This is a genomic window from Streptomyces canus, from assembly GCF_030816965.1.
Classification (GTDB): Bacteria; Actinomycetota; Actinomycetes; order Streptomycetales; family Streptomycetaceae; genus Streptomyces; species Streptomyces canus_E.
Map to the genome: position 1 here is coordinate 10358690 of NZ_JAUSYQ010000002.1, position 25358 is coordinate 10384047.

General features: G+C 65.9%; 20 protein-coding genes. 6 read left to right on the forward strand and 14 right to left on the reverse strand.

Annotation, left to right across the window (positions count from 1 at the left end; translation table 11 throughout):
* Window positions 1-160: 160 nt before the first annotated feature.
* Together QF027_RS48605 and QF027_RS48610 are read right to left on the reverse strand one after the other, a co-directional pair.
* The gene (locus QF027_RS48605; RefSeq protein ID WP_307082076.1) at window positions 161-1306 is read right to left on the reverse strand and encodes an XdhC family protein; all 1146 of its coding nucleotides are present in this window, start codon (window positions 1304-1306) and stop codon (window positions 161-163) included.
* 564 nt (window positions 1307-1870) lie between these two features.
* On the reverse strand, window positions 1871-2836 hold the full coding sequence (locus tag QF027_RS48610) for a GlxA family transcriptional regulator (RefSeq protein ID WP_306972391.1): 966 nt from the start codon (window positions 2834-2836) through the stop codon (window positions 1871-1873).
* A gap of 1152 nt (window positions 2837-3988) precedes the next feature.
* Here QF027_RS48610 and QF027_RS48615 point away from each other — a divergent pair.
* Window positions 3989-4729 (forward strand): ABC transporter ATP-binding protein, encoded by a 741-nt coding sequence (locus tag QF027_RS48615; RefSeq protein WP_307082078.1) that lies wholly within the window; start codon window positions 3989-3991, stop codon window positions 4727-4729.
* A gap of 1 nt (window position 4730) precedes the next feature.
* Complete coding sequence (locus tag QF027_RS48620; RefSeq protein ID WP_307082080.1) at window positions 4731-6038, forward strand: FtsX-like permease family protein; 1308 nt, start codon at window positions 4731-4733, stop codon at window positions 6036-6038.
* A gap of 582 nt (window positions 6039-6620) precedes the next feature.
* On the opposite strand, the gene QF027_RS48625 is transcribed toward QF027_RS48620, so the two are convergent.
* From QF027_RS48625 to wrbA, 12 genes are all read right to left on the reverse strand, one after another.
* Window positions 6621-7514: an SDR family oxidoreductase gene (locus QF027_RS48625; RefSeq protein WP_306972387.1), complete on the reverse strand. Its 894-nt coding sequence runs from the start codon at window positions 7512-7514 to the stop codon at window positions 6621-6623.
* 430 nt (window positions 7515-7944) lie between these two features.
* A complete protein-coding gene (locus QF027_RS48630) occupies window positions 7945-10074 on the reverse strand; it encodes a xanthine dehydrogenase family protein molybdopterin-binding subunit (protein WP_307082082.1) in 2130 nt (709 codons plus the stop codon).
* Entirely contained in the window at window positions 10071-11078 is a 1008-nt protein-coding gene (locus QF027_RS48635) for an FAD binding domain-containing protein (protein ID WP_307082084.1), read from the reverse strand. Before QF027_RS48635 ends, QF027_RS48630 begins: the two co-directional genes overlap by 4 nt.
* On the reverse strand, window positions 11075-11623 hold the full coding sequence (locus QF027_RS48640; protein WP_307082086.1) for a 2Fe-2S iron-sulfur cluster-binding protein: 549 nt from the start codon (window positions 11621-11623) through the stop codon (window positions 11075-11077). Before QF027_RS48640 ends, QF027_RS48635 begins: the two co-directional genes overlap by 4 nt.
* A 29-nt stretch (window positions 11624-11652) precedes the next feature.
* Entirely contained in the window at window positions 11653-13044 is a 1392-nt protein-coding gene (locus tag QF027_RS48645) for an MFS transporter (RefSeq protein WP_307082089.1), read from the reverse strand.
* A 389-nt stretch (window positions 13045-13433) separates the two neighbouring features.
* The gene (locus QF027_RS48650; RefSeq protein ID WP_307082092.1) at window positions 13434-14231 is read right to left on the reverse strand and encodes an MBL fold metallo-hydrolase; all 798 of its coding nucleotides are present in this window, start codon (window positions 14229-14231) and stop codon (window positions 13434-13436) included.
* A 136-nt stretch (window positions 14232-14367) separates the two neighbouring features.
* Complete coding sequence (locus QF027_RS48655) at window positions 14368-15330, reverse strand: SDR family NAD(P)-dependent oxidoreductase (protein WP_306972382.1); 963 nt, start codon at window positions 15328-15330, stop codon at window positions 14368-14370.
* A gap of 358 nt (window positions 15331-15688) precedes the next feature.
* The gene (locus tag QF027_RS48660; protein WP_306972381.1) at window positions 15689-16660 is read right to left on the reverse strand and encodes an alpha/beta hydrolase; all 972 of its coding nucleotides are present in this window, start codon (window positions 16658-16660) and stop codon (window positions 15689-15691) included.
* A 791-nt stretch (window positions 16661-17451) separates the two neighbouring features.
* Complete coding sequence (locus tag QF027_RS48665; protein ID WP_307082094.1) at window positions 17452-19110, reverse strand: RecQ family ATP-dependent DNA helicase; 1659 nt, start codon at window positions 19108-19110, stop codon at window positions 17452-17454.
* 620 nt (window positions 19111-19730) lie between these two features.
* Window positions 19731-20189: a DUF5709 domain-containing protein gene (locus QF027_RS48670; RefSeq protein WP_306972379.1), complete on the reverse strand. Its 459-nt coding sequence runs from the start codon at window positions 20187-20189 to the stop codon at window positions 19731-19733.
* Window positions 20190-20335: 146 nt separating this feature from the next.
* Window positions 20336-21292: a zinc-binding dehydrogenase gene (locus tag QF027_RS48675; protein WP_306972378.1), complete on the reverse strand. Its 957-nt coding sequence runs from the start codon at window positions 21290-21292 to the stop codon at window positions 20336-20338.
* 141 nt (window positions 21293-21433) lie between these two features.
* On the reverse strand, window positions 21434-22036 hold the full coding sequence (wrbA, locus tag QF027_RS48680) for an NAD(P)H:quinone oxidoreductase (RefSeq protein WP_306972377.1): 603 nt from the start codon (window positions 22034-22036) through the stop codon (window positions 21434-21436).
* 939 nt (window positions 22037-22975) lie between these two features.
* On the opposite strand from wrbA, the gene QF027_RS48685 reads away from it, so the two are divergent.
* The 4 genes from QF027_RS48685 (at window position 22976) to QF027_RS48700 (ending at window position 25344) form a co-directional block, all read left to right on the forward strand.
* Window positions 22976-23947 carry an alpha/beta hydrolase gene (locus tag QF027_RS48685; protein ID WP_306972381.1) on the forward strand — a complete coding sequence of 324 codons (972 nt, stop codon included), beginning with the start codon at window positions 22976-22978 and terminating at the stop codon, window positions 23945-23947.
* Window positions 23948-24051: 104 nt separating this feature from the next.
* Entirely contained in the window at window positions 24052-24372 is a 321-nt protein-coding gene (locus tag QF027_RS48690) for a GNAT family N-acetyltransferase (protein ID WP_306972375.1), read from the forward strand.
* Window positions 24372-24818 (forward strand): (4Fe-4S)-binding protein, encoded by a 447-nt coding sequence (locus QF027_RS48695; RefSeq protein WP_306972374.1) that lies wholly within the window; start codon window positions 24372-24374, stop codon window positions 24816-24818. Before QF027_RS48690 ends, QF027_RS48695 begins: the two co-directional genes overlap by 1 nt.
* A 52-nt stretch (window positions 24819-24870) precedes the next feature.
* Window positions 24871-25344, forward strand: a complete 474-nt coding sequence (locus QF027_RS48700) for a MarR family winged helix-turn-helix transcriptional regulator (RefSeq protein ID WP_306972373.1) — start codon at window positions 24871-24873, stop codon at window positions 25342-25344.
* The last annotated feature ends 14 nt before the right edge of the window (window positions 25345-25358 follow it).

The following is a 25358-nucleotide window of genomic DNA, read 5'->3' on the forward strand; positions in this document are numbered from 1 at the left end:
CTCCCTTGATCGCGGGTGGGTTGGGGCGGGCCGGACTCCGTCCATGGTGAAAGCGTCTTGAGACGCTGCGGCCGTGCGCCCGCGAACTGGGCACAGCGACTGTGGGGCGGTTTCGGCCGGGTGCAGGTAGCGACGACCGCCTGAGCGTTGGCTGTCAGGCTCATGTTGCAGCGTCTGCCGGGTGGTACATCGTCAGTTCCTTGTGAATGGGAGTGTCCGAAACCCGGAGTGAGGCCCCGCTTCCGCCGTGCCGCAAGGCGACTATTTCGGCGACGATGGACACGGCTGTCTCTTCGGGTGTGCGGGCACCGAGATCCAGACCGATGGGTGAATGGAGTCTTGCCAGCTCATGATCGCTGAGCCCGGCTTCATACAACCTGCGCTGGCGGTCGGCGTGCGTGCTTCGAGAGCCCATGGCGCCGACATAGGCGACGGGAAGCCGTAGGGCGAGCTGAAGGAGCGGTATGTCGAATTTTGCCTCATGTGTGAGGACACAGAGCACGGTGCGTTCATCCGTGTGTGTGTTTGCCAGGTATCGCTGCGGCCAGTCGGTGACGACCTCATCGGCCGCGGGGAAGCGGGCGGCTGTGGAGAAAACAGGACGGGCATCGCACACCGTCACGTGGTAGCCAAGGAGCTTCCCTGCTGCAACCAGCGCGGCAGCGAAGTCCGTGGCACCGAAGACGATCATTCGTGGCGCCTGGACGCGCACCTCCACCAGCAAGGTGAGCGGCGCGCCGTAATACGAGCCGTCGGTGGGGACGACCACCGTGCCTGTCCGCCCTGTCGTCAAGGCAGTGCGCGCTGCAGCCACAGCGGACGCTTGCAGATCCGGATGGTCACCGAAACCGCCTTGGTGCGACCCGTCGGGCAGGACCAGCAGTCCACGCCCCCTCAGCTCAGCCGGGCCTCTTGCCACCCGTGCTACCGCGGCCGCCTTACCCAGGGCGGCAACAGCTGCAGCGGACGCGAGGACCGTCCGTGCGGCATCCGTCCTTCGTATCGGGGTGACCAATACATCAATGCTGCCACCGCAGGTCAGTCCTACTGCAAAGGCGTCCTCGTCGCTGTAGCCGAAATGCTCCAGCACGGATTCACCATCGTGCAGGGCCTGTTGACACAGATCGTAGACAGCGCCTTCTACGCAGCCGCCGGAGACCGATCCGACGACAGTTCCGTCGGTAGCTACCGCAAGGGCGGCGCCCGGCGCGCGGGGAGCGCTGCCGCTGACAGCGGTAACGGTCGCTACCGCGAAGTCCCGGTCCTCGCTGATCCACCGGTACAAGTCCTCGGCGATGTCCAGCATCCAGTCTCCTGCAAATAGTGAAGGCGGCTCTCGGTGCGCCCTGGGTCACGCTGGTGGCGTGTTCATGGCTCTATCCAGCTGCGCGCCGTGCACGATTCAACTGCCGGGGGTGGGGGCAGGCATGCGGTAGAGGCTGTCTGGCACGGGGTGTGTGGGACGACCTGGGCGCTGGGCGTGACGGCAGGGTTGGCCTGCCGGCCGGTGCGTTGGGGCAGCAGGGATCCGGTTCGGCCCGCTCGTTTCCGCTGGACTCTTCCGGTTTGGACGGGTAGTGAATGTCGGCCCGCCTGCGTGAAGGGGAACTGCGCTTCTTCGGCGGGACGTGCAGCCTCGGTCGGCCTGCTCGAGAAGCCTACACGTTTCGCATGTGTCTGCTCTCGCTAGGTGCTGTCTCTGGGGATGCGGGTGCAGGGTGAAAGCTGGGCCGCGCGTGAAGTGGACCGAGACAATGTTCTGGCCGTCATTGCGGGGACTCGTGTCACCAAGCGCAGACTGGAATCGGGTCGTTCTCCTCTGGGACACTGCAAGCACAGTCGGCGGAACCGGCAGCGACTCACATGCGTTCTACGCCACCTTCTTGAACCGGTGCTGGTAGGCCCGCGGTGAGATTCCCAAGCGGTTGATGAAGGCACGCCGCAGAGTTTCCATGCTTCCGAACCCTGACATGTAGGCGGTATTGGTGACCGATTCGCCGTTGTCGAGAAGCGAGCGGGCGCTGTCGAAGCGCACCTGCTCCACGAACTTGGCAGGTGTCGTCTGCACTTCTTCCTGGAAGAGGCGGCAGAGGTGGCGAGGGCTGACGGCTGCGCGGTGTGCGAGGTCCGCCAGCGTGTACTGCGCAGTGGGGTCTGCGAGAATCTCCTCGGTCAGCTTGCGGACCAGAGGGTTGCGGGGGGTGAGTGTTGCTGCACCATCGACATCGTTGTCCGGTGGTTGGTAGACGACAAGATCCCGGGCGACCACGTTGTGTACCTTGTCGCCCTGGTCCTCTTTGAGGAGATGCAGAGTCAGCGCGATTCCGGCGCTTTCGCCGGCTGAGGTGATGAAGTTGCCGTCTGTGACGAGGTCGCTGTCATGGACGACATCGGCTTTCGGATAGCGGTCCTGCAGCCGTTGGGTGTGGTTCCAGTGCGTCGTGACCTTGCGGCCGTCGAGGAGGCCGGCGGCTCCCAGGACGAAGGTGCCCGTGCACAGGCTCGCCACGCGTCTTGCGCGTCCTGCCAGATGGCGTGCTGCCGAAACGTGTTCGGGAGTGAGGGTGCGGGTGGGCAAACTGCAGCCGCCCGCGATGATCACCGTGTCGAGGGGGCCTTCATCGTGGGCGTTGGAGTCGGCGTGAAGAGAGAGGCCGCTGCCGGTCTTGACATCTTTGCCGTCGGGGGAACAGACGACGAGCTCGTAGTTGCTGCTTGCGTGCCGTGACTCGGCGAAGACTTCCGACGGTGCCGCAACATCCAGCATGGATACACCGTCTACCACAAGAAGGGCGATCCTGCGTGTTCCGGTCATATCCGGTATCGATGCGTTCATGGGGTGATCGTAGGAAGCAACTGAATGATGTGTCAATTGGTCAGAGGCATCTCTACCTGCTCACCTGTCGTCCATACATGCCTCCAGCGCCCCGCCCTGAGGGTAGAAAATACCCCGCCATCATCATCCGGCCAGGGTCTCCAGGAGACCAGGGTGGTCACTGGTCGAGTCCCTGGGGTGACGCGGGCCCACACCGGGTCGCGCGGGCCGGCGGAGATCACACAATGACGGAAATGACGGGACGCGTGAACCAGCGAGGCCAGCCCTTGACCTTGGGATATGTCGTCACTGGGGTCGGTCTTTGGAGACGATGAATCGCGATGGACCAGGGAAGGATGTCCAGGTGGGGCGCAGCCTTCGGTGACCAGCGCAGGTACCTGGCGGTAGCCATCACCTGTCAACACCGCGCTCCTGCCCCTCCGCGCCTGAAGGAGCACCAGTGGCGCTGGGCCCCCGCCCACGTGTGGTGCCGGCGCGACAGACCCGAGCTGGGTGGCGGGACGGCCCGCGCATCCTGGCCAAGTGGACAAGCAGGTGAACTGTTGTTTCTCGCCCCCGACTTCCCGGGGATGAGACACTCCACTGCGGCCCTTTCGCCCGGCGGCGCATGTCGACGGCAGGAGGCCGGCCAGGTACTTTATGACGTCAACGACGAGGCGTCGCGCATGCGGCGCGGATGGCATCTGGGCCCAAGGCGTCTTGTCCTAGCCTCTGCGGCAGTTGACCTCCCAAGGGAGCGCCACCGATGCAGCGGCTGGCGCGGAAGCCGCACGTTCGAAGTAACGGCGGCCGACCTGAGGTGGCACTCAAGGCCGTCTGCGGGCCGACTTCCGTTCGGCCAGATCCTTCACAGGCGTTACCCAACCTGGAGCGGTCCGGATCATCCTCGGTCGACTGTCTCCCGTATGGGCCAGAAAGTACTCGCCGACCGGCAAGGGTGGTGGGATGCGCGGCAGGCTCGGCTTTGCCGTTCCCGACGCCGACCCGTAAGGGTATGGGCAGACCACGACTGCCGCTTCTCCACGGGCTGGCCGACAGCAGTCAGCCGCCGTGAAGGTGCCGCCCCGTAGGGTGTGTGTCCCTCTGGAGGTGGAGAAGCAACGTCCGGCGGAATGACGTATTCACCTGCCCCAGACCGTCAGGATCTCAGGTATGAACGAACATCTTCTCGAGATACGTAACCTCAGCAAAGTCATGCCTGCAGCCACGAGCCAGGCACCGGTGCCAGTACTGCGAGGTATCTCACTCGACGTCGCGCGCGGCGAGTTCGTCGCCATCGTGGGACCGAGCGGCTCAGGAAAATCCACCCTGCTGTACTGCATGTCGGGACTGCAGCCGCCCACCGAGGGGACGGTCCGCCTGCTCGGAAACGATCTGAGTGCCCTTGACCGCAAGGCGCAGGCACGGCTGCGACGCGACCATGTGGGCTTCGTTTTCCAGTCCTACAATCTCATCCCCTCGCTGACCGCATCGGAGAACGTTGCCCTACCCGCCCGACTGGCCCGTCGCAAGGCAGGCCTCGAACGGGTCGACGCTGCGCTGGCCGCTGTCGGCCTGAGCGGGCAAGCCCAGCAGAAGCCGGGGACACTGTCGGGCGGGCAGCAGCAACGGGTGGCCATTGCCCGAGTCCTGGCGATGAGCCCGGACATTGTGTTCGCTGACGAACCGACCGGAGCCTTGGACACCGAGGCAGGCACACAGGTCCTGGCCCTCTTGCGGGACACCGCAGCCCAGGACTGCTCGGTGGTGATGGTGACGCACGACCTGCAGGCGGCCGCCCGCGCTGACCGGGTCCTGGTCCTGCGAGACGGCGCTGTCCATCACGAGTTGCTCCGCCCGAGCGCCGAGGAAGTCTTCGACGCGGTGACAGACCGCGGAAGCCAGGTGGCCTGACGTGATTCGTCTGATCCTCGGCGACCTCATCGACAATCTACGCATTTGGCTCGGTGCCGCGCTGATCGCTGCCGTGGCCGCCGTCGTGGGCGCGATTGTCGCAAGCGACATCCAGACCGCCACGCAGGTCGGTGGCACCGCCGGCCTTGCTCTGTACGGGATCAGCGGCACCGTCATCCTCTTCAGCGCCGTCACCTCCGTAGTTGTGCTCGGATCGATCACCAACCTGACAGTCGCCCTGCATCAGCGCTCCTACGCGCTATGGCAGCTGGTCGGGCTCGGCCCGCAGCAGGTGCGCAGGGTGGTCAAGGCCCAGCTCGCGCTCATGGCTCTGATCGGAGGCGCCGCCGGATGCGCGGCCGCCGTGCCGTTGCTGCGCCCGCTCTTTGCCTTCTGCTTCGCTGATGTGCCGCAACTGAGGGACATAACGCCCGCGTTCAGTCCGGTTGCAGCCGGCGCAGTGATCGCATACGTGCTCGTTACGGTGCTTCTGGGGGGTTCACGCGGTGCCCGCCGCGCTGCCCAGACACCCGCGATCCAGGCGCTGCGCGAACCCGAGGCACCCACCAAGGGCATGAGCACGACGCGCTGGCTCACCGGCGCGGCCCTCTTTCTCATCCTGATCGGCACCGTCGTGAGCCTGCCGGGGGCAGAACCGGAGAAGGCGGCAACGTCGCTCATGCTGATCGGTCCCCTCACGGCTGGGCTTCTGTCCGCTCTCAGCCCGGTGTTCATGGTGGCGCTCCTGCGCACGTGGACTGCGGTAGTGCCGCTGTCCCTGCCCGGTTGGTGGCACCTGGCCCGGCAGGCCACCGCACACCACGCCAGTCAGAGCAGCGCCGTCATTACCCCCCTCGTCATGGCCGTGTCCCTCGTGGGAGGCCTGTATGCCTCACAAGGCACCGCCTCGGGCGGGGACACGCTTTCTACCGGCGGGGTCGTGCTGCTGCTGGGAGGACCGCTCCTGTTGTCCCTGACCGGTGCAACGGTCACGCTGTTCATGGCAGGACGCCAGCGAGACCGCGAGGTCGCCCTCCTGCTCGTGAGCGGCGGCACAACAGCGACGGTCGTGGCGGCAGTTGTGTCCGAGGCCGTCATCTACGTGACCACAGCCGTACTGCTCGCCGTTCCGACCGTGCTGGCCACCGGTCTCATCGGCGCGTGGGCGCTCGATGTGCCACCCGTGTTCGGTCTCGGCGCCGCGGCGACAGTCGTCGTTGCAAGTCTCGTCCTTATCGCGACCGCTGCTGTCGTGCCGGCGCTGCTGGCCCTGCGCAAGAACACCGTGCGTATGCTCGCCGCCGAGTGAAACCAAGTGGGGCCTCCTGCACGCCCGTACTATCTGCGCCGTCCACGCGCGAGAGATCTGTCGGTACGGGCAAGCAGGGGGATCCCGCGCACAGACAAGGACAAACGGGGTCTCGGTACCGAGTGACTCCTGTGTGACGCTCGTAGCCGACGGTTGTGCACAGCGTGGCCGAGTGGCTGGCACCCACGCTGAGGGTGAAGCGCACGGCAGGCGCAATTGCTGCTCTGTACCTCGCCACCAAAGTCGAACGAGGCCGGCCTGCTGCCTTCCATTGGCTTCACGGACGAGAACCGGCCCTTCCTTCGCGCGGGTCTTTGCCTCGCCTGGCAGCTGGCGATGGGGGAATCGGGAATGAGCAGCGGCCCCGCCCCTGCGGGGCCCGGCCTGGTCGACGGGTGGGGCCAGGACTCGCTGGAACCGGCTTCCCTGAATGTGCCGGTGGGACCGCCGCTCGTCCGTAAGCGGGGCCGGAGTCGCTCCCGGAGCCACTGCCGCTGAGCGACGCCGTGCACAGAGCGTTCAAAAGCGTATAAAAACGGCAGTGCCTGTCCATCTGGACAGGCACTTGCCGCAGGGGGCCCGTCAGCCGTCCGTGGGCTTTTGGGTCTGAGTGAAGTCCGCGACGTGGTCCCGCGCGAAGTCGGTGATGGTACGGGGCGGGTTGCCGGTCACCTTCTCCACGGTGTCGGTGATGCCGGCGCCGTAGCCCTGACGCAGGATGCCGTCGTAGAGGGTGGCGATGTCCTCCGCGTACTCGGCCGTGTTGCCATCGGCCGTGTAGCGGCGAAGGAAGTCTTCCCGGGTGGCGTCGAGGTGGCTGAGAGAGTGACCGATGACCTCCCCCACCCGTGCCAGCGCCTGGTCGATGGTGAGCGCTTCCGGGCCGGTCAGCACCAGGTCGTGGTTTTCCGTGGAGTCGGTCGTGAGCTCGGCCGCGGCGACATCGGCGATGTCACGGGAGTTGATCATCGACATGGCGCCATCGCCCGTCGGTAGGGGGAGGCGGCCCGAGGAGTCGATCCAGGGAATGTACTGCAGCAGGTTGTCCATGAAGAACGAAGGCCGCAGCACGGTGTACGTGAGGCCACTGGCCGCCAGTTCCTGCTCTGCCGCATGATGGACACGGGCCAGGGCCAGCGGGGCGTCAGGTGAGGCGCCGCCGACGCTGAGCTTGACCAGACGTCGTACCTTCGCCGCGGAGGCCGCCCGGATCACGAACAGTTCCTGGTCGAGCTGGTCGGGCGCATTGGCCGCCACCAGGAACACCGCATCGATGCCGTCCATCAGTGGAGCAACGGCCGCTTCATTCGCCAGATCGGCGACCACGACCTCAAGGTCCGGCAGTTCCTGGCCGCGCAAGGCGGTGGCACTCTGCTGGCGGCGCACGACGCCCCGAACCGGCACGCCCTGCTCGGCGAGCCTGCGCACCACGAGATTGCCGACGGTGCCTGAGGCCCCGGTGACGAGTACCTTCATGTCGTTCCTCCTCCTATCTGCGACAGCCCGTGCGCGACCTGCTGTTGTCGGCTGTGGCTGCCGTGTGAAGACCCCGTCGGCTGAACGCCGAAACGGAGCAATACATTCGGATCCGCCAGTCAGCCCCGCAGGACATGCCAGGTGAGACTGGACGGTTCCGCCGTGTGCCTGCGAGCACCCACCGTTTTACGTGTACGTGTTCGGCTGGGGCGTGTATGTACCGACGAGCCGTCCTCCCGAAGGCCGGTGCCTGCCGGTGCGTCAGGCGGCTCCTCGTCGAGACACCCGCCCCGCCCTTTACAGGGGGCACCTGGATGCATCGGTAACGCGGACACAGCGACATCCGTCTGTGCCGACGTGTAGTCGGCGCCCCGGGGGAGAACCGGGAGCGGTACCGCGCAGACTCGCGCCGCCAGTGCCGCTTTCCAGCTCATCGCGGGCCCACGTAGGAATTCCTGCCGTCACGCGCAGCATCGCGCACATCCTCCAGGCGCAGCGGCAGGTTCCGGAAACGATGGCCCGTCGCGTGGTGCACGGCGTTGGCGATGGCCGCTGCTGCACCGACGACGCCGATCTCGCCGATCCCCTTGCCGCCGACCGGGCTGAGTTCGTCGTCTGCCTCAGGAAGCATGACGATGTCGATGTCGCCGACATCGGCGTGCGTCGGGAAGTGATAGCCGGCCAGGTCGGACTGGACGAAGTCTCCGAAGGCCTCGTCGATGTCCGCCGCTTCCATCAGGGCACCGCCGATGCCCATGATCATGCCGCCGATCAGCTGGGAGCGGGCAGTGCGCGGGTTGATGATGCGGCCGGCGGCGAAGACGCCGAGCATCCTTTCCACCCGTATCTGGCCCGTGACGGTATCGACCTTGACCTCGGCGAACTGAGCTCCGTAGGCGTTGCGGCTGACGTCCCGCATGGCGCTCACCTCCGCGGTCGTGTCAACGTCCACCACTGTCCCCAGCGGTGCGCCGTCGCGGAGTCTGGCTTTCAGAGTGCGGCCGGCTTTCTCTACCGCCCACCCCCAGGAAGCGGTGCCCAGGGAAGCCCCGGCGAACGCGGCCACGCTGTAGGAGGCACGGCCGAGGTCGAGGCGTATCCGATCGACGGGGACTTCGAGTGCGTCCGCAGCGATCTGCGCGAGCACCGTCCGTGACCCTGTACCGATGTCCACCGCACCGATTGCAACGGTGAAGGTGCCGTCGGTCTCGGCGGTGGCGGATGCGCGGCTCGGCACCGTGAAGACGGGATAGCGGGAAGCTGCCACACCCGTGCCGACAAGCCACCGGCCGTACCGGCGGGTGCCCGGCCGCCTGTCGCGGTCGGCCCAGCCGAATTGCTCCGCTCCCTTTTGCAGGCACGCGAGCAGGTTGCGGCTGCTGAACGGCTTGCCGTCGGAGGGATCGACCTCGGGCTCGTTGCGGATCCGCAGTTCGATGGGGTCCAGGTCCAGGCGATAGGCGAGTTCGTCCATCGCGCACTCGAGGCCGAACATGCCCGGCGTCTCACCGGGCCCGCGCATCCAGCCTGCCGAGGGAACATCGAGCCGCACCGCCGTGCCGGTGGTCCGAGCGTGTTCGGCGGCATACATCATGCGGGCGGAGCTTGCCGTCTGATCCACGTAGTCGGACAGTGCCGACGTCATGTGCTGAGCCTCATGCACGATGGCGCCCAGCTTTCCGTTGCCGTCAGCTCCGAGCCTGATGCGCTGGATCGTCGGCGACCGGTAGGTCGCGTGCGCGGTCATCAACCGGCGATTCCACGCGACCTTGACGGGCCGGTCGACCAACTTCGCGGCAAGGACCGCCAGCACGGCAGGCGGCCGCGGGGATGCCTTGGCGCCGAAGCCTCCGCCAACGTAGTCACAGACCACTTCGACGTCGTCAGCATCCATGGCGAGCAGGGCGGCGAACGCCTGACTGGTGTTGGAGGGCCCCTGCTCGGAGCTGTAGAGCGTCAGCCGCCCGTCCGTCCATCTGGCGAGGGTGGAGTGCGGTTCCATCGGATGGGGATGCTGGGCCGGCGTGGTGTAGGCCACGTCGACGACGACCTCGGCGGTCTCCAGGGCGGCATCCGCATCACCGCGGCTGACGTTTCCCGGGCCCAGGTCACCGAGCATGGCCGGCACGTAGGCACGCGGATCCTGAGCTCGGAAGACGACGTCGTACGCCTGTTCCTCGTAGCGGACGAGCAGGTTCTCCGCACCTTCGCGGGCCGCCTCGGCCGAGGTCGCGATGACCGCGGCAACGATCTGACCGCGATAGGCGACCTTGTCCGACTGGAGCACGTACAGCTCCGGAACGGACGCCTGCTGCACAGGGCCGAGGTCGATGTCTGTCTCGAGCCGGGCAGCGTTGCCCGCGTGCAGGACAGCCACGACCCCCGGCGTGACCATCGCTGAGTCCACGTCGATGTCCTCGACGCGTCCCCTGGCAATGGTCGAGGTCACCGGCCACGCGTACAGCACACCGTCGACGCGGTGTTCGTAGGCGTACGTGGCCGCGCCGGTGACTTTGGCCCGTGCGTCCTGGCGTTCGATCGGCGTACCAACCGAGGTCATCGTGTCACCTTCCGGTCCCCTGCGGGATGAGCGAGATCTGTGAGCAGGCCGGCCGTCACATCCTTGACGAGGTCCACCTTGAACTCGTTTTGCGGCAGAGGTGTGGCATGGCGCAGTTCGGCTCGCAGGGCCCGCTCGAAGAGTTCCGGGGAGGGTTTGTGACCGCGGAGCTCGGCTTCGGCAAGAAGGGCACGCCACGGCCGCGGGGCCACCCCGCCCCAGGCGATGCGGGCCTGCTCGATCCGCCCGTGGGCGTCCATCACCACTACTGCGGCCACACTGATCACCGCGAAGGCGTAGGACCAGCGGTCACGTACCTTGTGGTAACGCGATACCGCCCCTTCGGGCAGGGCCGGAAGTGCTACCTGCGTGATGAGTTCGCCGTGCTCCAGGACGGTCTCACGGTGGGGGGTCGTGCCCGGTGCCACATAGAAGTCCTGCAGCTTCACCGTGCGCTCACCGGTGGCACTGCGCAGGCTCACGGTGGTGTCCAGCGCCGAGAGAGCAACGGCCATGTCGGAGGGCTGGGTTGCAATGCAGGAGGTGGAGACGCCGAGGATGCCGAGATCGCGGTGCGCGCCGGCACGAGCCGGACAGCCCGACCCTGGGGCCCGCTTGTTGCAGGGCTTGCTCACATCCTGGAAGTACGCGCAGCGGGTCTTCTGCAGCAGATTCCCTGCCGTGCTCGCGCTGTTGCGCAGCTGCCCGGATGCGCCTGCCAGGATGCTTTCGGACAGCACCGGGAAGTTGGCGCGGATGACGGGGTCGCCGGCGACGGCAGCGTTCGTCGCCATCGCGCCGATGACGGTGTGGCCGTCCTGGTGCGTCAGGTGGTCCAGGGGCAGGCGTGAGATGTCCACCAGGGCCTGCGGGCGGCTGACTCCGAGCTTCATCAGGTCAACGAGGTTGGTACCGCCGGCGAGGTAGACCGTCTCGGGATGGCCGGCGACCGCCAAGACGGCTTCGTCGACGCTCGTGGCACGCTGGTAGGCGAAGGGCTTCATCGGTTGCTCCCCGTTGCCGCCCGAGCGATGGCGGCAATGATTCCGTGGTGAGCGCCGCACCGGCAGAGATTGCCGCTCATGCGTTCGCGGATCTCGTCCGCTTCAAGGGCGGACGCCGATTCGACACCTGCGGCCACATCGGGGGTGACGTGGCTTGGCCATCCTTTGTCCGCTTCCGCCAGTGCCCCCAGGGCAGAGCAGATCTGTCCTGGTGTGCAGTAGCCGCACTGCATGGCGTCATTGGCGACGAACGCTTCCTGCAGCGGGTGCAGACCGTCGCCCTCGGCGAGATCGGCGACCCCTTCGATGGTGACGACTGTGGCACCGTCGGCAGCGACCGCCAGCTTCAGACAGCTGTTGACCCGCTGCCCGTTCAACAGCACCGTGCACGCGCCGCACTGGCCGTGGTCGCACCCCTTCTTCGTCCCGGTGAGACCGAGATGCTCGCGCAGCAGGTCGAGGAGCGTGACGCGGTGATCCACCAACAGCGTCTTTTCGGTGCCGTTGATCTGCAGGGTGACTTCGCTTGCGTTGACTGTGTTCATTGGCCTCTCGGTTTCACATCCGGGCGCCGCTACGCCGACTGCACGTCAGGACGCGACACTGCCGATCCCTGTGTATGGCGGCGCAGTCGCGTGGCCGCGATCAAAACCGCGACGACCGCGGGGAGCGCGAAGACGGTGTAGTCGGCTCGCAGGCCGAAACGGTCGACGAACAGGCCTCCGACGAAGGAGCCTGTCGCCAGGGACAGCTGGCTGACGGTCACGAACAGCGCAAGCCCGCCCTCTGCCGTGGTCCCGCGCATCATGTAGGTCTGCAGGGAGATGGGGATGGCTCCGTAGCCGATCCCCCACAGGAACAGCGCGACGACGGCTGCGTGTTGGGAGTGCCACTGACCGAGGACGAGTACCGACGCTGCCAGCACCGCTGCTGCGGTGCCCAGCGTGGCGGGAAGACTGCGATCGAGCGTGGCTCCGGCCGCGAAGTTGCCGACAAACCCCGCGACACCGTAGAGCAGCAGGAGTCCACCGACGGTTGTAGCGGAGAAGCGGGCCTGGTCCGTCAGGAACGACGAGACGAAGGTGTAGGCCCCGAAGTGGCCGAAGAAGAGCAGCGCAGACAGCAGCAGTCCGACCCGGACTTTCGGTCGGTGCAGCAGCCCGAAGACGTCCCCGGCGTGCAGGGTGCCCGCAGCGGGCATCCTTGGCAGGGTACGCAGCTGAACCAGCAGGACCGAGACGCTCAGGACACTCGCGGCCGCCAAGGCCGACCGCCAACCCCAGTACTGAGCCACGATGTTGCCCAGGGGCAGGCTCACCACCGTGCCGGCAGAGATGCCGGCCATGACCAATGAGGTGGCCCGCGTCACCTGCGTCGGCGCCACGAGCCGACGGCCCACGCCGACTCCCATCGTCCAGAAGGCGCCGATTGCGCCGCCCAGCACCAGACGGGCCACCATGAGGGTGCCGAAGTTGGGAGCGAGGGCCGCGATCACATCCGACACAGCGATGATCGCTGTCAGACCCCACAGGGCGACACGCCGGTCAAGCTGCCCGAAGGCCAGCGTGAGAACGGGTGCGGCCACGGCGGCGAGAAGACCGGGCAGGACGAGGGCCAAGCCCGCTCTGCCGGCCGAGACATCGAACTGCTCCATGACGTCAGGCAGGACAGCGACCATGACGAATTGGGACAGAACGAGCGCGAAGGATGCGGCGGCAACCGAGCTGACGGCGATCCACCCGCCGCGCCCGTGCCCAGCCGCGACGGGCTGCGCAGCGGCTTCGTGTGAACCGTGGCAAGCGGGAAGGGTGCTTCTGGCGTGCTGAATCACTGTTTGGTTGCCGTCCCTCGCCGGAGGACCGACCTGTAGCGGTTCGGGCTTTTGCTGGGACACCGATGGGCCTCTCGTCAGGAAAGTTTCGCCGTAGACGGCAAGCGCGGCGGACAGGTACAGCTGCTCTGGCACGGGGCTTGTACTGGCCAGTGCGGAAACCGACTGCGGCGCCTTGAGGGACTATCCACAGCCGTCCTGCAGGTGTGATGTATGCGCAAGAGGAGACTTGCAGCATGCTTGCGGCTGCATTCATATGTTGCCGAGGGTAAGTGATAGGGGTTACGTGTAGCAACCTCGTTGAATTCATACATATCGATGTAGAGCTGCACTGGTCGATGCCCCTGGCCGTCAAAGCCTCGTGCGCAGCAGGAGCAGGTGATTCAAGGCGCGCTCCGGTCGGCAAGCCGGGCTGCGACCCGGGGAAGACCCAGGTGTGCCCGCCGCAAGCTGCACGGTCCTCATCGAGGAACGTGGTCGGACAGTGCAGGGGTGGCGCGTGTGGCTGGCGAGTGGTCCAGCGCTTACACAGACCCTGCTGCTCGGCTTAACACGGCGTTGAGTTCGGCCCGCTGGAGAGCCTGGCCGACCGCCTCCTTCACGCTTCCGTAATGCGCCGGTCCGTGTCCTGGCAGGATCGTGTCGGCGTCGATTCCCCCGAGTGCGACCAGGGACGTGAGGGCCCGGTCGCGGTCCGCGTGGAACATGTCGGGGAGAAGCTGGGGACCGGAGATCCGGGAAGTTGGGTGGCCGGTGACCAGGGCGTCACCGCTGACAAGTATGCCGCTGCCGGGCAGGTGGTAGGCGCAGTGCCCCAGCGTGTGTCCGGGTGTGTGGATAGGAGTGGGAGCCCCGGGGAGGTCGAGAGGGCCGGGCGTGGGAAAGGGGCGCGGACTGTGGACAGGCACATGGTAGGTTCCGCCGGCCCGCAGCGCGTGGATCGCCCAGGGCAGGACGCCAGAGTGTAGAGCCTGTGTGAGGACCTGACCGGCGGATACCTGCTGCAGGAAGTCCCGGCGGGCATGCGGAACCTCTTCCTCATGCATGAGAACAGGAATGTTGTGCAACGCCCGCATGCGCTCGGCTGCCCCGATATGGTCGTTGTGGGCATGAGTGACCAGCAGGGCGTTCACGGCGCCCTGGTGCAGTCCGAGAGTGGCGAGCGAGGCGAGCAGTCGTTCATAGTCGGCCGGGTAGCCGCTGTCGATGAGGGTCGCGCTGTCACCCTCTTTGACCACGACCCAGTTGGTATTGCTGCCTGAGACCAGGTACACCTCGTCGCGAATGTGGACAATGTCATCGTCTCGGAATTTGTTCTGCACGCGTTTCCCTTCTGGTTGACCTGTCACAGACGAGACGAGCGACGAGCTGCACAATCACCACGCTGGCCGGGGAAGACTGCCGCCGAATTAGTCGGAATCAGCCCCGCGCTGCGATGGCGCAGCCAGTCCGCGCCCCTTATTGCGAGATGGCGTCAGTGGCGTAGTCCCACAGGCGGTCTGCGACTTCCGGATCGACGGCATGCGCGGCAACACCGCTGGCCTCGCCCTTGTCACCGGAGACGAGCACGGCCTCCTGGTTGTCCTCGAAGTAACGGCCGGTCACGCCGGCCAGCAAGGGAGAGCCGGCAAGCAGCACCGACCCTGCAGCTCCCTGCGAAGGGGTCTTGTAGTAGGGCAGCGGCTTCACCTTGCCGTCGTCGTCCATCACGCCGAAGGAACGCATGGTGTCGTCGTCGAGATGCCGCTGCAGGTTGGTCAGCACGTAGCCGGGGTTGACCGCGTTGGCCGTGATGCCATCGCTCCACCAGCGGCGCGCACCGACGGCAAGGAGAACGTCGGCCGACTTGGACTGTCCATAAGCCGCCCACGGGTCATAGGGCCGTTGCTCGAACTGCGGGTCCGCCAAGTCGAGAGGAAAAGCGCGGTGCGCTCCCGAGCTCACGATCACGATGCGGGCCGAACCAGATGCCTGCATCGATGGCAAAAGCGCGCTCGCCAGCGCAAAATGCCCCAGGTAGTTGGTGGCCAGCTGCATTTCCCAGCCCTCTGCGCTAGTCACCCGCTGCGGCAGGGCCATGATTCCGGCGTTGGCTACGAGGATGTCCAACGGGCCCTGCCACTCCTTGGCGAAATTGCGCACAGAAGAGAGATCAGACAGCTCCAGCGCCTGGGCGCGCACGGGCCCGGCGCCCGAGACACCGGACAGCTCGCTGACAAGCAGTCCCGCCGTCTCAGGACGGCGGGTGGCCACGGTGACCTCAGCGCCGGCCAGGGCAAGAGCCCTGACGGTCTCCGCACCGATGCCAGAGGTGCCACCGGTGACCACGGCACGGCGCCCCGCCAGGTCGACACCGTCGATCACCTCACGGGCGCTCGAGTCAGGGGCGAAGGGAGTCGTCACCCGGGGTGATGCGTTCACAAGGGACTCCTTGGAAAAAATGTGAGCATGTTGAACACCCGAAGTTACTGACGCACCGGTGGACGCTCCATCGTCGACTGTCCGACATACATACGCGATCGTCCAAACTGCGCATGTATCGCGAAGCCATGAGTGGCTGCGCCCGGCCCTGAAGACGCCCCTCGGCTGGTCCTCTACGTGCCCTCAGACAGGCCGTCTTCCTGTGGACCGCCCGCCGATCATCGAACCCGGCACGGGGTGCGAGCACGAGGTTTCGTGAGACGTCGCTCGCACACCGATGTCGCCGAAGCCGGTGCCGATGTGCTGGGGTGTCGTGGCGGCCGCCTGGGTGGTGTGTGGTGGCCGCCGTCGGTACGGGTCAGGCGGTGGTGTTGAGGGCTTCGTTGAGGCTGGCGACGGCGAGGAGGACGGCGTGCTTGGCGGCTTCGGTGTCGTGCAGGCCGTTGACCATGACGAAGTCGTGGACGATGCCGCCGAAGCGGGCGTTGGTCGCGGCGACGCCGGCCTGGCGAAGCCGGGCGGCGTAGGCCTCGCCCTCGTCGCGCAGCACGTCGGCCTCGGCGGTGATGATCAGTGCGGAGGGAAGGCCGGCGAGGTCCTCGAGGCTGGCACGCAGGGGTGAGACGGTGATCTGGCCGCGCTCCTCCTCGCTGAGGGTGTACTGGTCCCAGAACCACTTCATGCCCTCGCGGGAGAGGAAGTAGCCCTCGGCGAACTGCTCGTAGGAGTCGGTGTCGAACGCCGCGTCGGTCACCGGGTAGAACAGCACCTGCTTGACGAAGCGCACGTCGCCGCGTTCCTTGGCGAGCAGGGTCAGCGCGGTGGCCATGTTGCCGCCCACCGAGTCGCCCGAGACGGCGATCCGTGTGGCGTCCAGGTTCTTGTCCGCGCCGTTGCTGACCACCCACTGCGCCGCCGCGTAGCTCTGCTCGAGTGCGACCGGGTAGCCGACCTCCGGGGAGCGGTCGTACTCGGGGAAGACGACCGCGGCGTTCGCCCCGATGGCCAGGTCCCGCACGAGCCGGTCGTGGGTGTGGGCGTTGCCGAACACCCAGCCCGCACCGTGCACGTACAGGATGACCGGAAGCGTGGCGCCGGTCGAGCCCGCCGGGCGCACGATGCGCACCTTGACGCTGCCGGTCGGGCCGCCCAGTACCTCCACCCACTCCTCATCGATCTCCGGCTTGAAGATCGGGGCGTCCTGGACCTGGTCGACGGTCTTGCGGCCGTCCTCCGGGGTCATCTGGTAGAGGAACGGGGGCTTTGAGGTCGCGTCCACGAAGGCCTGCGCAGCGGGCTCCAGAGCGATGTTGCGAGGGTTACCGGTCATGACGTACTCCCTGGTCAATGTGGGCTTCAACACCCACAATCCTGGTCCCCCACCCCACCGAAAGCCCCTCAGATCAAGGCGGAAACCCCACGGATTGGGACGCGATCGCTCAGCTCCGAACACAGCCGAGGGCACGAAAGGAGGCATGGGGGACCGTGCACGGTACGTAGAGCCGACCCGGCCGCCGGGCGGCCGGTCTGCCACGGGTGTGGCGGCCGGTAGCCGACCGTGCACCTATCCCGTGCAGGGTCCGGGAGAAGGCGAGGTGGGGCCGGCAGCGACTGGAGCCAGCCGCGGAAGACCAAGCGGATGTGCCAGGTTCGGCGACGCGTAACCTACGCTGCGGCGGCCGATGGATCCCCAAGTAAGGGTGGCCGGCATGACCACTGTCAGCCCTCAGCCGTGGCTATAGAGGCGGCGACAGGCTCCGCGTCTGCAAGCGGCGGGCGGCATGCATGCAGAGCAGTTGTCGGCGGTTACGCCGTAGCGGATCACACCGAGCATCACGCCGTGGCCATGGCCGTCTGATCCTCCAGCAGGCAGGGCTGGGTACGCCGCCCGGTGGACCGGTCACCAGCTCTGCCATGTCGAGCCCGCAGCAGGGGCGCAGTCCGAAGAACGAGTGGGACTTCAGTTATGCGAGTACAACAGACAGGGCCTCCTGGTGCTATGTCGGGTTCGTACGCCCGAGCTACCAAGAGGCCCTGCTGGCAAGCGCCAGTCCGTACGATCACCCGATCAGGGACCCGTCCGGCCAGGCCACCTCCGGTGGTGCACAAATCAACGGCAGGTCAAGCCTGTTGCAGAATTCCCGACACCAGGGTCGACGGGGTGAGGTGCTTGTAGCCGACGCTGGCGAAGTAGACGAGGAGTTCGTGGTCGTCCTGGCTGAGCAGGTGTCCCTCTCCCCAGAGCCGGTGCTGTACGGGAGTACTGCCGTCGATGACGACTGGACGGCGCGTGGGCGTCCTCTCCGGCGCGTGGTCGTTGTCACAGTTTCCGCAAGGTGCTGTGTAGGTTTCACCGAAGTACGCGAGCAGTTCCGCCCGCCTGCAGCGCGTTGTTTCCGCATAGTGGCGCGCCGCATCAAGACGGCTCGCCACTATCGCCTGACGCCGCATGTCCCGTGTCAGGAGTTGTCCGATCAGTCCGGCGGAGCGATGCGGACGGCGCTGCGGCACGAGGACGCGGTGGTGACCAGAGCCGAGCACCTGGACGATTCCCATGTCCGCCAGCTCGTTGACGACACGGTCGGTGCTGTGGGCGGAAATATCGGCGGACCGGGCCAAGTCCGCGACGGCGATGTCACAGCCCACGTTCTCCAAGGCGTCGACAACACGGTGAAGTGTTGCTTCCCCCAGGTGATTTCGTGCTGCGAGGCTGCGTGGAATGCGAACGGTGCGCGCGTCATGCACCAGGACCGCGGTCGCTGGTCGTCCGTCCCGGCCCGCTCTGCCGATTTCTTGGTAATAGTCGTCGATGCTCGCCGGCACGCCCGCATGCACCACGGTCCGGATGTCAGGTTTGTCTACGCCGAGGCCAAACGCGCTGGTAGCGACTACAACGTCGAGGCTGCCTGCGAAGAAGGCGTCCTGAACGTCGGCTCGGGTACGGGAGGCAAGACCGCCGTGGTACGGAGCCGCTCGCAGACCTTTGAGTCGCAGGCGGGCGGCGAGAGCCTCGCACCGGGCGTGGGTCAGCGCGTACACCAGTGCAGGGGTCTCCTGCTGCATGAGGACCTCGACGCAGCGTTCATCGATCGCTCGCGGTTCGGTACTGGCCGGCTCGGTGTAGCGCATAGCCAGCGAGATGTTCGGGCGGTCGAAACCGCCCACCACCACATGCGGCGTACGCATGCCCAATCGACGGGTGATGTTCGACTGGACAGGAGGTGAGGCCGTCGCGGTCAGGGCAAGGACAGGCGGGCTTCCCAAATTGGTCACCGCGTCCACCAGACGCAGGTACTCAGGGCGGAACTCCTGGCCCCACTCGCTGACGAGGTGCGCCTCGTCGACGCAGAACAAGCCGACGGCACGAGCTCCGGTACGGACTGCGGCCGCGGTTTCAGCGTTCGCGAGTTGCTCGGGCCCAATGAGGAGGAAATCCAGGTCACCCCTGGCGAGGAGGTCCAAGGTTTCCCGCCGGTCGCGAATAGATTGCGCCGAGTTCAGCAAGGCCGCCTTGACAGGGCGTGATGCGTAACGGCGGCCTGTGATGGATCGCACCTGGTCCCGCTGCAACGCTATGAGCGGCGAGACGACCAGGGTCAGCCCTCCGATCACCATCCCCGCAACCTGGTAAATCGCACTCTTGCCGCTGCCGGTCGGTAGAACGGCGAGCGTGTCCTGGCCCTCGACCACCGCGTGGACAGCCTGCTCCTGCGAGGGCCGCAGAGTGAAGCCGAACAGCGAGCGCGCTACTGCGGATGCCGTACGTTGCGATGCGGACATGAAGCAGGCTGTACCTTTCTGTAACGAGCTATCATCGAGACCTTTATCCCGTTGTTCGCTCGTTCTCGTCTCTCATTTCGCCTTGGACGGCGCGAGGTGCGCTGTCCGGCTTCTCAGCAGCTCACCACGGCGTAAGCCCGCAACTCGCAGCCGTCTATTCTTACGCGCTCCTGAGACGGCGGTGGCCGCTGCCCTCGCAGACAATGTATGAGCGGGCATCATTGCGTATGTGGCAACCGTTGTGGCGGCCCTGCTTATCTCAAGAAAACGGCACCGTTGCAACTGCCGAACTAGAGATCCGGACGCCGACTGGGCTCTAACTGCAGGCGCCGAAGCTGGGCGGTACCGGGAGCCGTTTGCGAGCCACACCGGGAACGACGCCGTGCTCCCCATGTGGATGTCGGGCAACGAGAACGTGGAAATGGTCGATGTCGACCCGTCTTACGTCTGACGAGCATGCTTCCGTCCGACGTTGTCGTCCTACGGCGGCATCAGCCACAGATCAGTAGACCCATCCGCAGGGGCGACTGTGTTCAATCGCGCATGCTCATTACTGGCAGCCGCAGATTTCGGTTTCAACTGACTGTTCTGAGCCGAACAGGCGGCGCGCCAACCTCAGTTCAATAGTCGGGGGAGGTTTCAGCATCGGGTATGAGGTGGATGGCGGCCTCCTCTGCCGACGCGCCGGCACCGTCCAGCCCTTGATCGAAAGCCAGCAGGTCGGTCTCTGTGTTCTGTCGCGTTCCCTCGTCGAGTGCAACGAGACGTCCAGCTCGCTCGTATCCGACCTCGTCGTCGCGAGGTTCGCCGTCCGTGTCCCAGGCGTCTCCGATGCCATCACCTGCAGGCACTCCGACGTCCGGTACTTCCTCCGCGAGGCGCTCGTCCAGAGTTTCCCCTCGGTGCTGCTCCGACGCCGTGACGCCACTGTGTTCGACGCCCCATGGCCTCTCCGGGGGCGAATACCCCTCATCGAGCGCTTCGTCACCGGCCCTGTAGTCCAGGGTGTCCAAGGCATCCAGGACTCCGGCGTCGTCCTGGACCTCCGCCCCGTCCGGCTGGTAGACGTCGTCTCCCATACCTTCGCCTATCAATGCTGCTCCTTCATCGAACGAGGGCCAAAGGACCCGCCGTGTGCGTTAGTTGGTGCGCTACAGCGCCGTATGCGGCAGAGAACCTCAACTCATCCGGCGTTGGAGAGTTCCGGATGCGCGGTCGAATCCGCTCAGACGATGAGCACCGGCAGACCGGACAGTTGCCTGGCCGCGATGTCTTCATGAGCGCGGGCCGCGTCGGTGAATGCGTAGCGAGTGATACCAAGATCGTGGAAGAGTCCGTCCCTCATCGCCTGGAACAACTGGCCCGACGCATCACCGACGGTAGCCGAGTTCACATGGTCCTGAACGCCCCCGCTCACCACCTTGATGCCGCGCCGGGCCACCTCCGCGGCATCCGGCTGCGACTGACCGGACGCGGCACCGATGGCGACGATCTCTCCGCCGGACCGCACCGCCGCCGCCGACAGCTCCGCCATGGCGTTCCCCACAAAGTCGAAGACGACGTCGACACCATCTGGAGCAATCGCCCGTATCTTGGCGAGAGCTTCCGGATCCTGCGCGTAAAGAGCCTGATCGGCGCCGGCCCGCACCTTCTCAAGCTTGCCCTTCGATCCGGCTACACCGATGACGGTCGCGCCGAGCGCCTTTGCCCAGCGGGACAGGATGGATCCGACGTTGCCGGACGCGCCTGACACGAGCACTACTTCACCGGGAGCGATGTCATGGAGAGCTCGCAGCCCCATCCACGCCGTCAGGCCCTTGGCCAGGAATGCCGCAGCCTGTTCGTTGCTGATGTCCTGGGGCAGTGCGATGAGGGAGCGTGCGTCGATCAGCCGCTCGCTCGCGTAGGCGCCCATGGATGCGAAGTAGGCGACCCGGTCACCGACACGGAATTCCGCTGTATCCGCACCTACGGCTTCCACGACACCCGAACCTTCGGAACCCAGCACCATGGGGAGAGGTCCGTTGACGCGCCCGTCACGCAGCATCGTGTCGAAGAAGTTCACGCCGATTGCTTCTTGCCTGATCTTCACCTCCCCGGGCCCGGGCTCTGCGATGTCCGCTGCCTCGACCCTCAGCACCGAGGGCTCTCCGTGCTCGTATATACGGATGATCTTGGCCATGGTTGACACTCTTCCCTTGTGCGAAACGGTCGGCCGCAGGACCGACCACTGGACTGCATACCTAACGGAGGCTGGGCCGTCGGCCTACCTTGTCCCGAAGCGCACACGGCTTCGGGAGTCGGCGCATTGCGGCGCGGTGCGTCAGCCGCGGAGGCGGTCGGCTATGTCCGCAAGATGGCGGCCCTGATAGCGGGCCGCTTCGAGTGTGGCCTGGTCAGGACCCTCGCCGCCACCACTGGGCCAGCTGGTGCCGTAAGGGTTGCCGCCCGACGCAAACAGGAGAGGGTCGGTGTACCCGGGGGGCACGATGATGGAGCCCCAGTGGTAGAAGACGTTGTTCAGGGCGAGGAGCGTGGACTCCTGGCCGCCGTGGCGGTTCATTGCCGAGGTGAAGCTGGTTGCCGGCTTGTTGTGGAAGACGCCGGCCTGCCACAGGCCGCCGGTCGAGTCGATGAACTGCTTCAGCTGCGAGGCGACGTTCCCGAACCGGGTGGGCGTCCCGAAGGCGTACGCCGTGGCCCACTCGAGGTCCTCCAAAGTCGCTTCGGGCACCTCGTGCTTGGTGGCATCCGTGTGCGCGCGCCAGGCGGGATTGGCGTCAACGGCGCTGTCGGGCGCCAGCTCGGGTACGCGACGCAGACGGACGTCCGCGTTGCGACTGCTGGCACCCTCCGCCACGGCTTGGGCAAGTTGGTGCACATTGCCGGTGGCGCTGTAGTAGATCACTGCAACTCGCGTACCCATGGTCGACTCCTGCTGTATGCGTCTTGGGGTTGTGTACCGGTTCGTGGCTCGGACGCTGCAATGCGACGTCGTACTTTCGAGCGGCGGACTCGGATGCGCCAGCATCTGGCCTGACCAGACTGCAACCTTGATCCGCTCGATGCCCCTCAGTAATGGGCAGGAACCCCACGGATCAGGACGTCTTTCCCGGGTCGGTGCAACGCGGCCGTGCAGGGCGACGTTCATGGCGTCGTGGCCGGATCCACCACCGCTTGATCTGGCCTCTCCCCGCTGTCACGGAGCCTGAGCTGACGGGCCCGGACATCCAGGCCGGTGGTCAGGCTGCAGGGCGCACCTCTCTTGCCCCGGCAGCACCCTGCGCGCGTTGAGGCAGCAGCGAAGGGGCCGGATGAACTCGACGGCCTGGACACGGTTCCATAGCTGTGCGTGGCATATGAGGACACGCAACAGTGTTTGATCCCGCTGTTGCGTGACCCCCTATCGCAAGACACCTATCTTGCCTTGATGCCGCAGAACGAGCCATGCGACCCACCTTCAGCGGCACTGCACGGCTACGTCGTCCAGTGCGGGAGCACTTCCACGTAGCTCGCCTGAGCAACCCTGGATTCAGGCGGCAGAACGCGAACCGTGTCGGACCCTTGAACTCTCTGGCGACGCGCCGCTCGCGCCCGTTGCCGCCTCTTGTGCTGTGAAAGGAGCCACCGGCAACCGGCCGCCGCAAGGCTTGGACCTGAAGGCAGCACAGGGGAGGGGCCGTAACCCCCCCAGGGCTTCTGCCTCGCCAGGGCTTCTGCCTCGCCTTTCGACGCATCTCCTGAGGGGAAGCTCGGCGAATCGCGTCCCAATCCGTGGGGTTTCCGCCTTGATCTGAGGGGCTTTCGGTGGGGTGGGGGACCAGGATTGTGGGTGTTGAAGCCCACATTGACCAGGGAGTACGTCATGACCGGTAACCCTCGCAACATCGCTCTGGAGCCCGCTGCGCAGGCCTTCGTGGACGCGACCTCAAAGCCCCCGTTCCTCTACCAGATGACCCCGGAGGACGGCCGCAAGACCGTCGACCAGGTCCAGGACGCCCCGATCTTCAAGCCGGAGATCGATGAGGAGTGGGTGGAGGTACTGGGCGGCCCGACCGGCAGCGTCAAGGTGCGCATCGTGCGCCCGGCGGGCTCGACCGGCGCCACGCTTCCGGTCATCCTGTACGTGCACGGTGCGGGCTGGGTGTTCGGCAACGCCCACACCCACGACCGGCTCGTGCGGGACCTGGCCATCGGGGCGAACGCCGCGGTCGTCTTCCCCGAGTACGACCGCTCCCCGGAGGTCGGCTACCCGGTCGCACTCGAGCAGAGCTACGCGGCGGCGCAGTGGGTGGTCAGCAACGGCGCGGACAAGAACCTGGACGCCACACGGATCGCCGTCTCGGGCGACTCGGTGGGCGGCAACATGGCCACCGCGCTGACCCTGCTCGCCAAGGAACGCGGCGACGTGCGCTTCGTCAAGCAGGTGCTGTTCTACCCGGTGACCGACGCGGCGTTCGACACCGACTCCTACGAGCAGTTCGCCGAGGGCTACTTCCTCTCCCGCGAGGGCATGAAGTGGTTCTGGGACCAGTACACCCTCAGCGAGGAGGAGCGCGGCCAGATCACCGTCTCACCCCTGCGTGCCAGCCTCGAGGACCTCGCCGGCCTTCCCTCCGCACTGATCATCACCGCCGAGGCCGACGTGCTGCGCGACGAGGGCGAGGCCTACGCCGCCCGGCTTCGCCAGGCCGGCGTCGCCGCGACCAACGCCCGCTTCGGCGGCATCGTCCACGACTTCGTCATGGTCAACGGCCTGCACGACACCGAAGCCGCCAAGCACGCCGTCCTCCTCGCCGTCGCCAGCCTCAACGAAGCCCTCAACACCACCGCCTGACCCGTCCCGACGGCGGCCACCACACACCACCCAGGCGGCCGCCACGACACCACCCCCCAGCGGGCGCGACGGAAAATACCCGACGAGCAACGGTTAGGACCAGCATGAGCGACTCGCAGACGCATACTGCACAGATTATCGACAACGTAGAGGCGAACAGGTATGAAGCCTTCGTCGACGGTGAGCTGGCCGGTATTGCTGAGTACATTCGCACCAAGAACCTCATCGCCTTCGTGCACACGGAGGTATCCGCGGGCTACGAAGGCCAGGGCATCGGCGCAGCGTTGGTCCGCTCCTCACTGGACACGGCACGTACTGCCGGCCTTGCTGTGCTGCCCGTCTGCCCCTTCTATGCAGGCTGGATCGCCCGGCACCCCGAGTACCGGGAACTCGTCTACAGCAGCAGAAGCAAAGTGAACGACTGATGTCTGCACCACCTCCTGATTCTGAAGATCGCACATGGCGGACCGGATCCAAACGCTACGAGATTGCTGGCATCGCCGTCAGCTATGAGTCGCGAATCTGCCTGCACCAGGCTGAGTGCGTGAAAGGCCTGCCGACAGTATTCGACGTCGCACGCAGGCCATGGATCGACGTCGGCGCTGAGCCCGCAGAAGACATAGCCGCAGTAGTGCGGCGTTGTCCCAGCGGAGCTCTGCAGTACCGCCTGGCCGGGGAGCGTGATGAGGAACCATCACGGCCCACTCGAATACAGCGCCATTCGGACGGAACACTTTACGTGCGGGGTGACCTGCAGATAGAGACATCTGCGGGTGACCGCCATGAGACGAGGGCCATGCTGTGCGGATGCGGCCTGTCCGCCAATCAGCCTTTCTGCGACCACAGTGGACGCTGTGCGGAACACTCTTGAATATCTTCAGATAGCGGGACCGTTGGGATCCGCCGTCTCGGATGGTGGACATATGGATGAAAAATCTCCTCAGCTATCAGACACTCAAACGCAGGCATGGCGCGGGCTGCTGCAGATGAACGAACTGCTGGTCAGCCGCACGAATCGTCCCATCCAAAATGAGTTCGGACTGTCCGAAGCTGATTGCGCTGTGCTGACGGAGTTAACTCAAGATCCTGAGGGATGGATTCGAATATCCGATCTGGTCGGCAACCTGGGATGGGAAAAAAGTCGGCTTTCGCACCAGCTCGGCCGCATGGCGAAGCGAGGGCTCGTCGTCAGGAAGGAGTACGCTGCCGACAGGCGAGGGGCCATTATCGCTGCCACCGACAAAGGTCGATCGGCTATCACTGTAGCCGCTCCTCGCCACACCGAGGAAATTCGCAGGCTATTTTTCGACCATCTTTCTCCCCGTCAAATAGTTCTGCTTATGGAAATCACCGACCGCATCATCAAGGTGATTCACGCCGATACCACAGCTCCATGAACGCTCTATATGCC

Bases quoted from the DNA above. Each gene is read 5' to 3' on its own strand.
- QF027_RS48635 (WP_307082084.1), bottom strand. From the start codon at position 11,078: ATGAAGCCCTTCGCCTACCAGCGTGCCACGAGCGTCGACGAAGCCGTC.
- QF027_RS48685 (WP_306972381.1), top strand. From the start codon at position 22,976: ATGACCGGTAACCCTCGCAACATCGCTCTGGAGCCCGCTGCGCAGGCC.
- QF027_RS48615 (WP_307082078.1), top strand. From the start codon at position 3,989: ATGAACGAACATCTTCTCGAGATACGTAACCTCAGCAAAGTCATGCCT.
- QF027_RS48630 (WP_307082082.1), bottom strand. From the start codon at position 10,074: ATGACCTCGGTTGGTACGCCGATCGAACGCCAGGACGCACGGGCCAAA.
- wrbA (WP_306972377.1), bottom strand. From the start codon at position 22,036: ATGGGTACGCGAGTTGCAGTGATCTACTACAGCGCCACCGGCAATGTG.
- QF027_RS48640 (WP_307082086.1), bottom strand. From the start codon at position 11,623: ATGAACACAGTCAACGCAAGCGAAGTCACCCTGCAGATCAACGGCACC.
- QF027_RS48625 (WP_306972387.1), bottom strand. From the start codon at position 7,514: ATGAAGGTACTCGTCACCGGGGCCTCAGGCACCGTCGGCAATCTCGTG.
- QF027_RS48670 (WP_306972379.1), bottom strand. From the start codon at position 20,189: ATGGGAGACGACGTCTACCAGCCGGACGGGGCGGAGGTCCAGGACGAC.
- QF027_RS48695 (WP_306972374.1), top strand. From the start codon at position 24,372: ATGTCTGCACCACCTCCTGATTCTGAAGATCGCACATGGCGGACCGGA.
- QF027_RS48690 (WP_306972375.1), top strand. From the start codon at position 24,052: ATGAGCGACTCGCAGACGCATACTGCACAGATTATCGACAACGTAGAG.
- QF027_RS48660 (WP_306972381.1), bottom strand. From the start codon at position 16,660: ATGACCGGTAACCCTCGCAACATCGCTCTGGAGCCCGCTGCGCAGGCC.
- QF027_RS48665 (WP_307082094.1), bottom strand. From the start codon at position 19,110: ATGTCCGCATCGCAACGTACGGCATCCGCAGTAGCGCGCTCGCTGTTC.
- QF027_RS48610 (WP_306972391.1), bottom strand. From the start codon at position 2,836: ATGAACGCATCGATACCGGATATGACCGGAACACGCAGGATCGCCCTT.
- QF027_RS48605 (WP_307082076.1), bottom strand. From the start codon at position 1,306: ATGCTGGACATCGCCGAGGACTTGTACCGGTGGATCAGCGAGGACCGG.
- QF027_RS48675 (WP_306972378.1), bottom strand. From the start codon at position 21,292: ATGGCCAAGATCATCCGTATATACGAGCACGGAGAGCCCTCGGTGCTG.
- QF027_RS48700 (WP_306972373.1), top strand. From the start codon at position 24,871: ATGGATGAAAAATCTCCTCAGCTATCAGACACTCAAACGCAGGCATGG.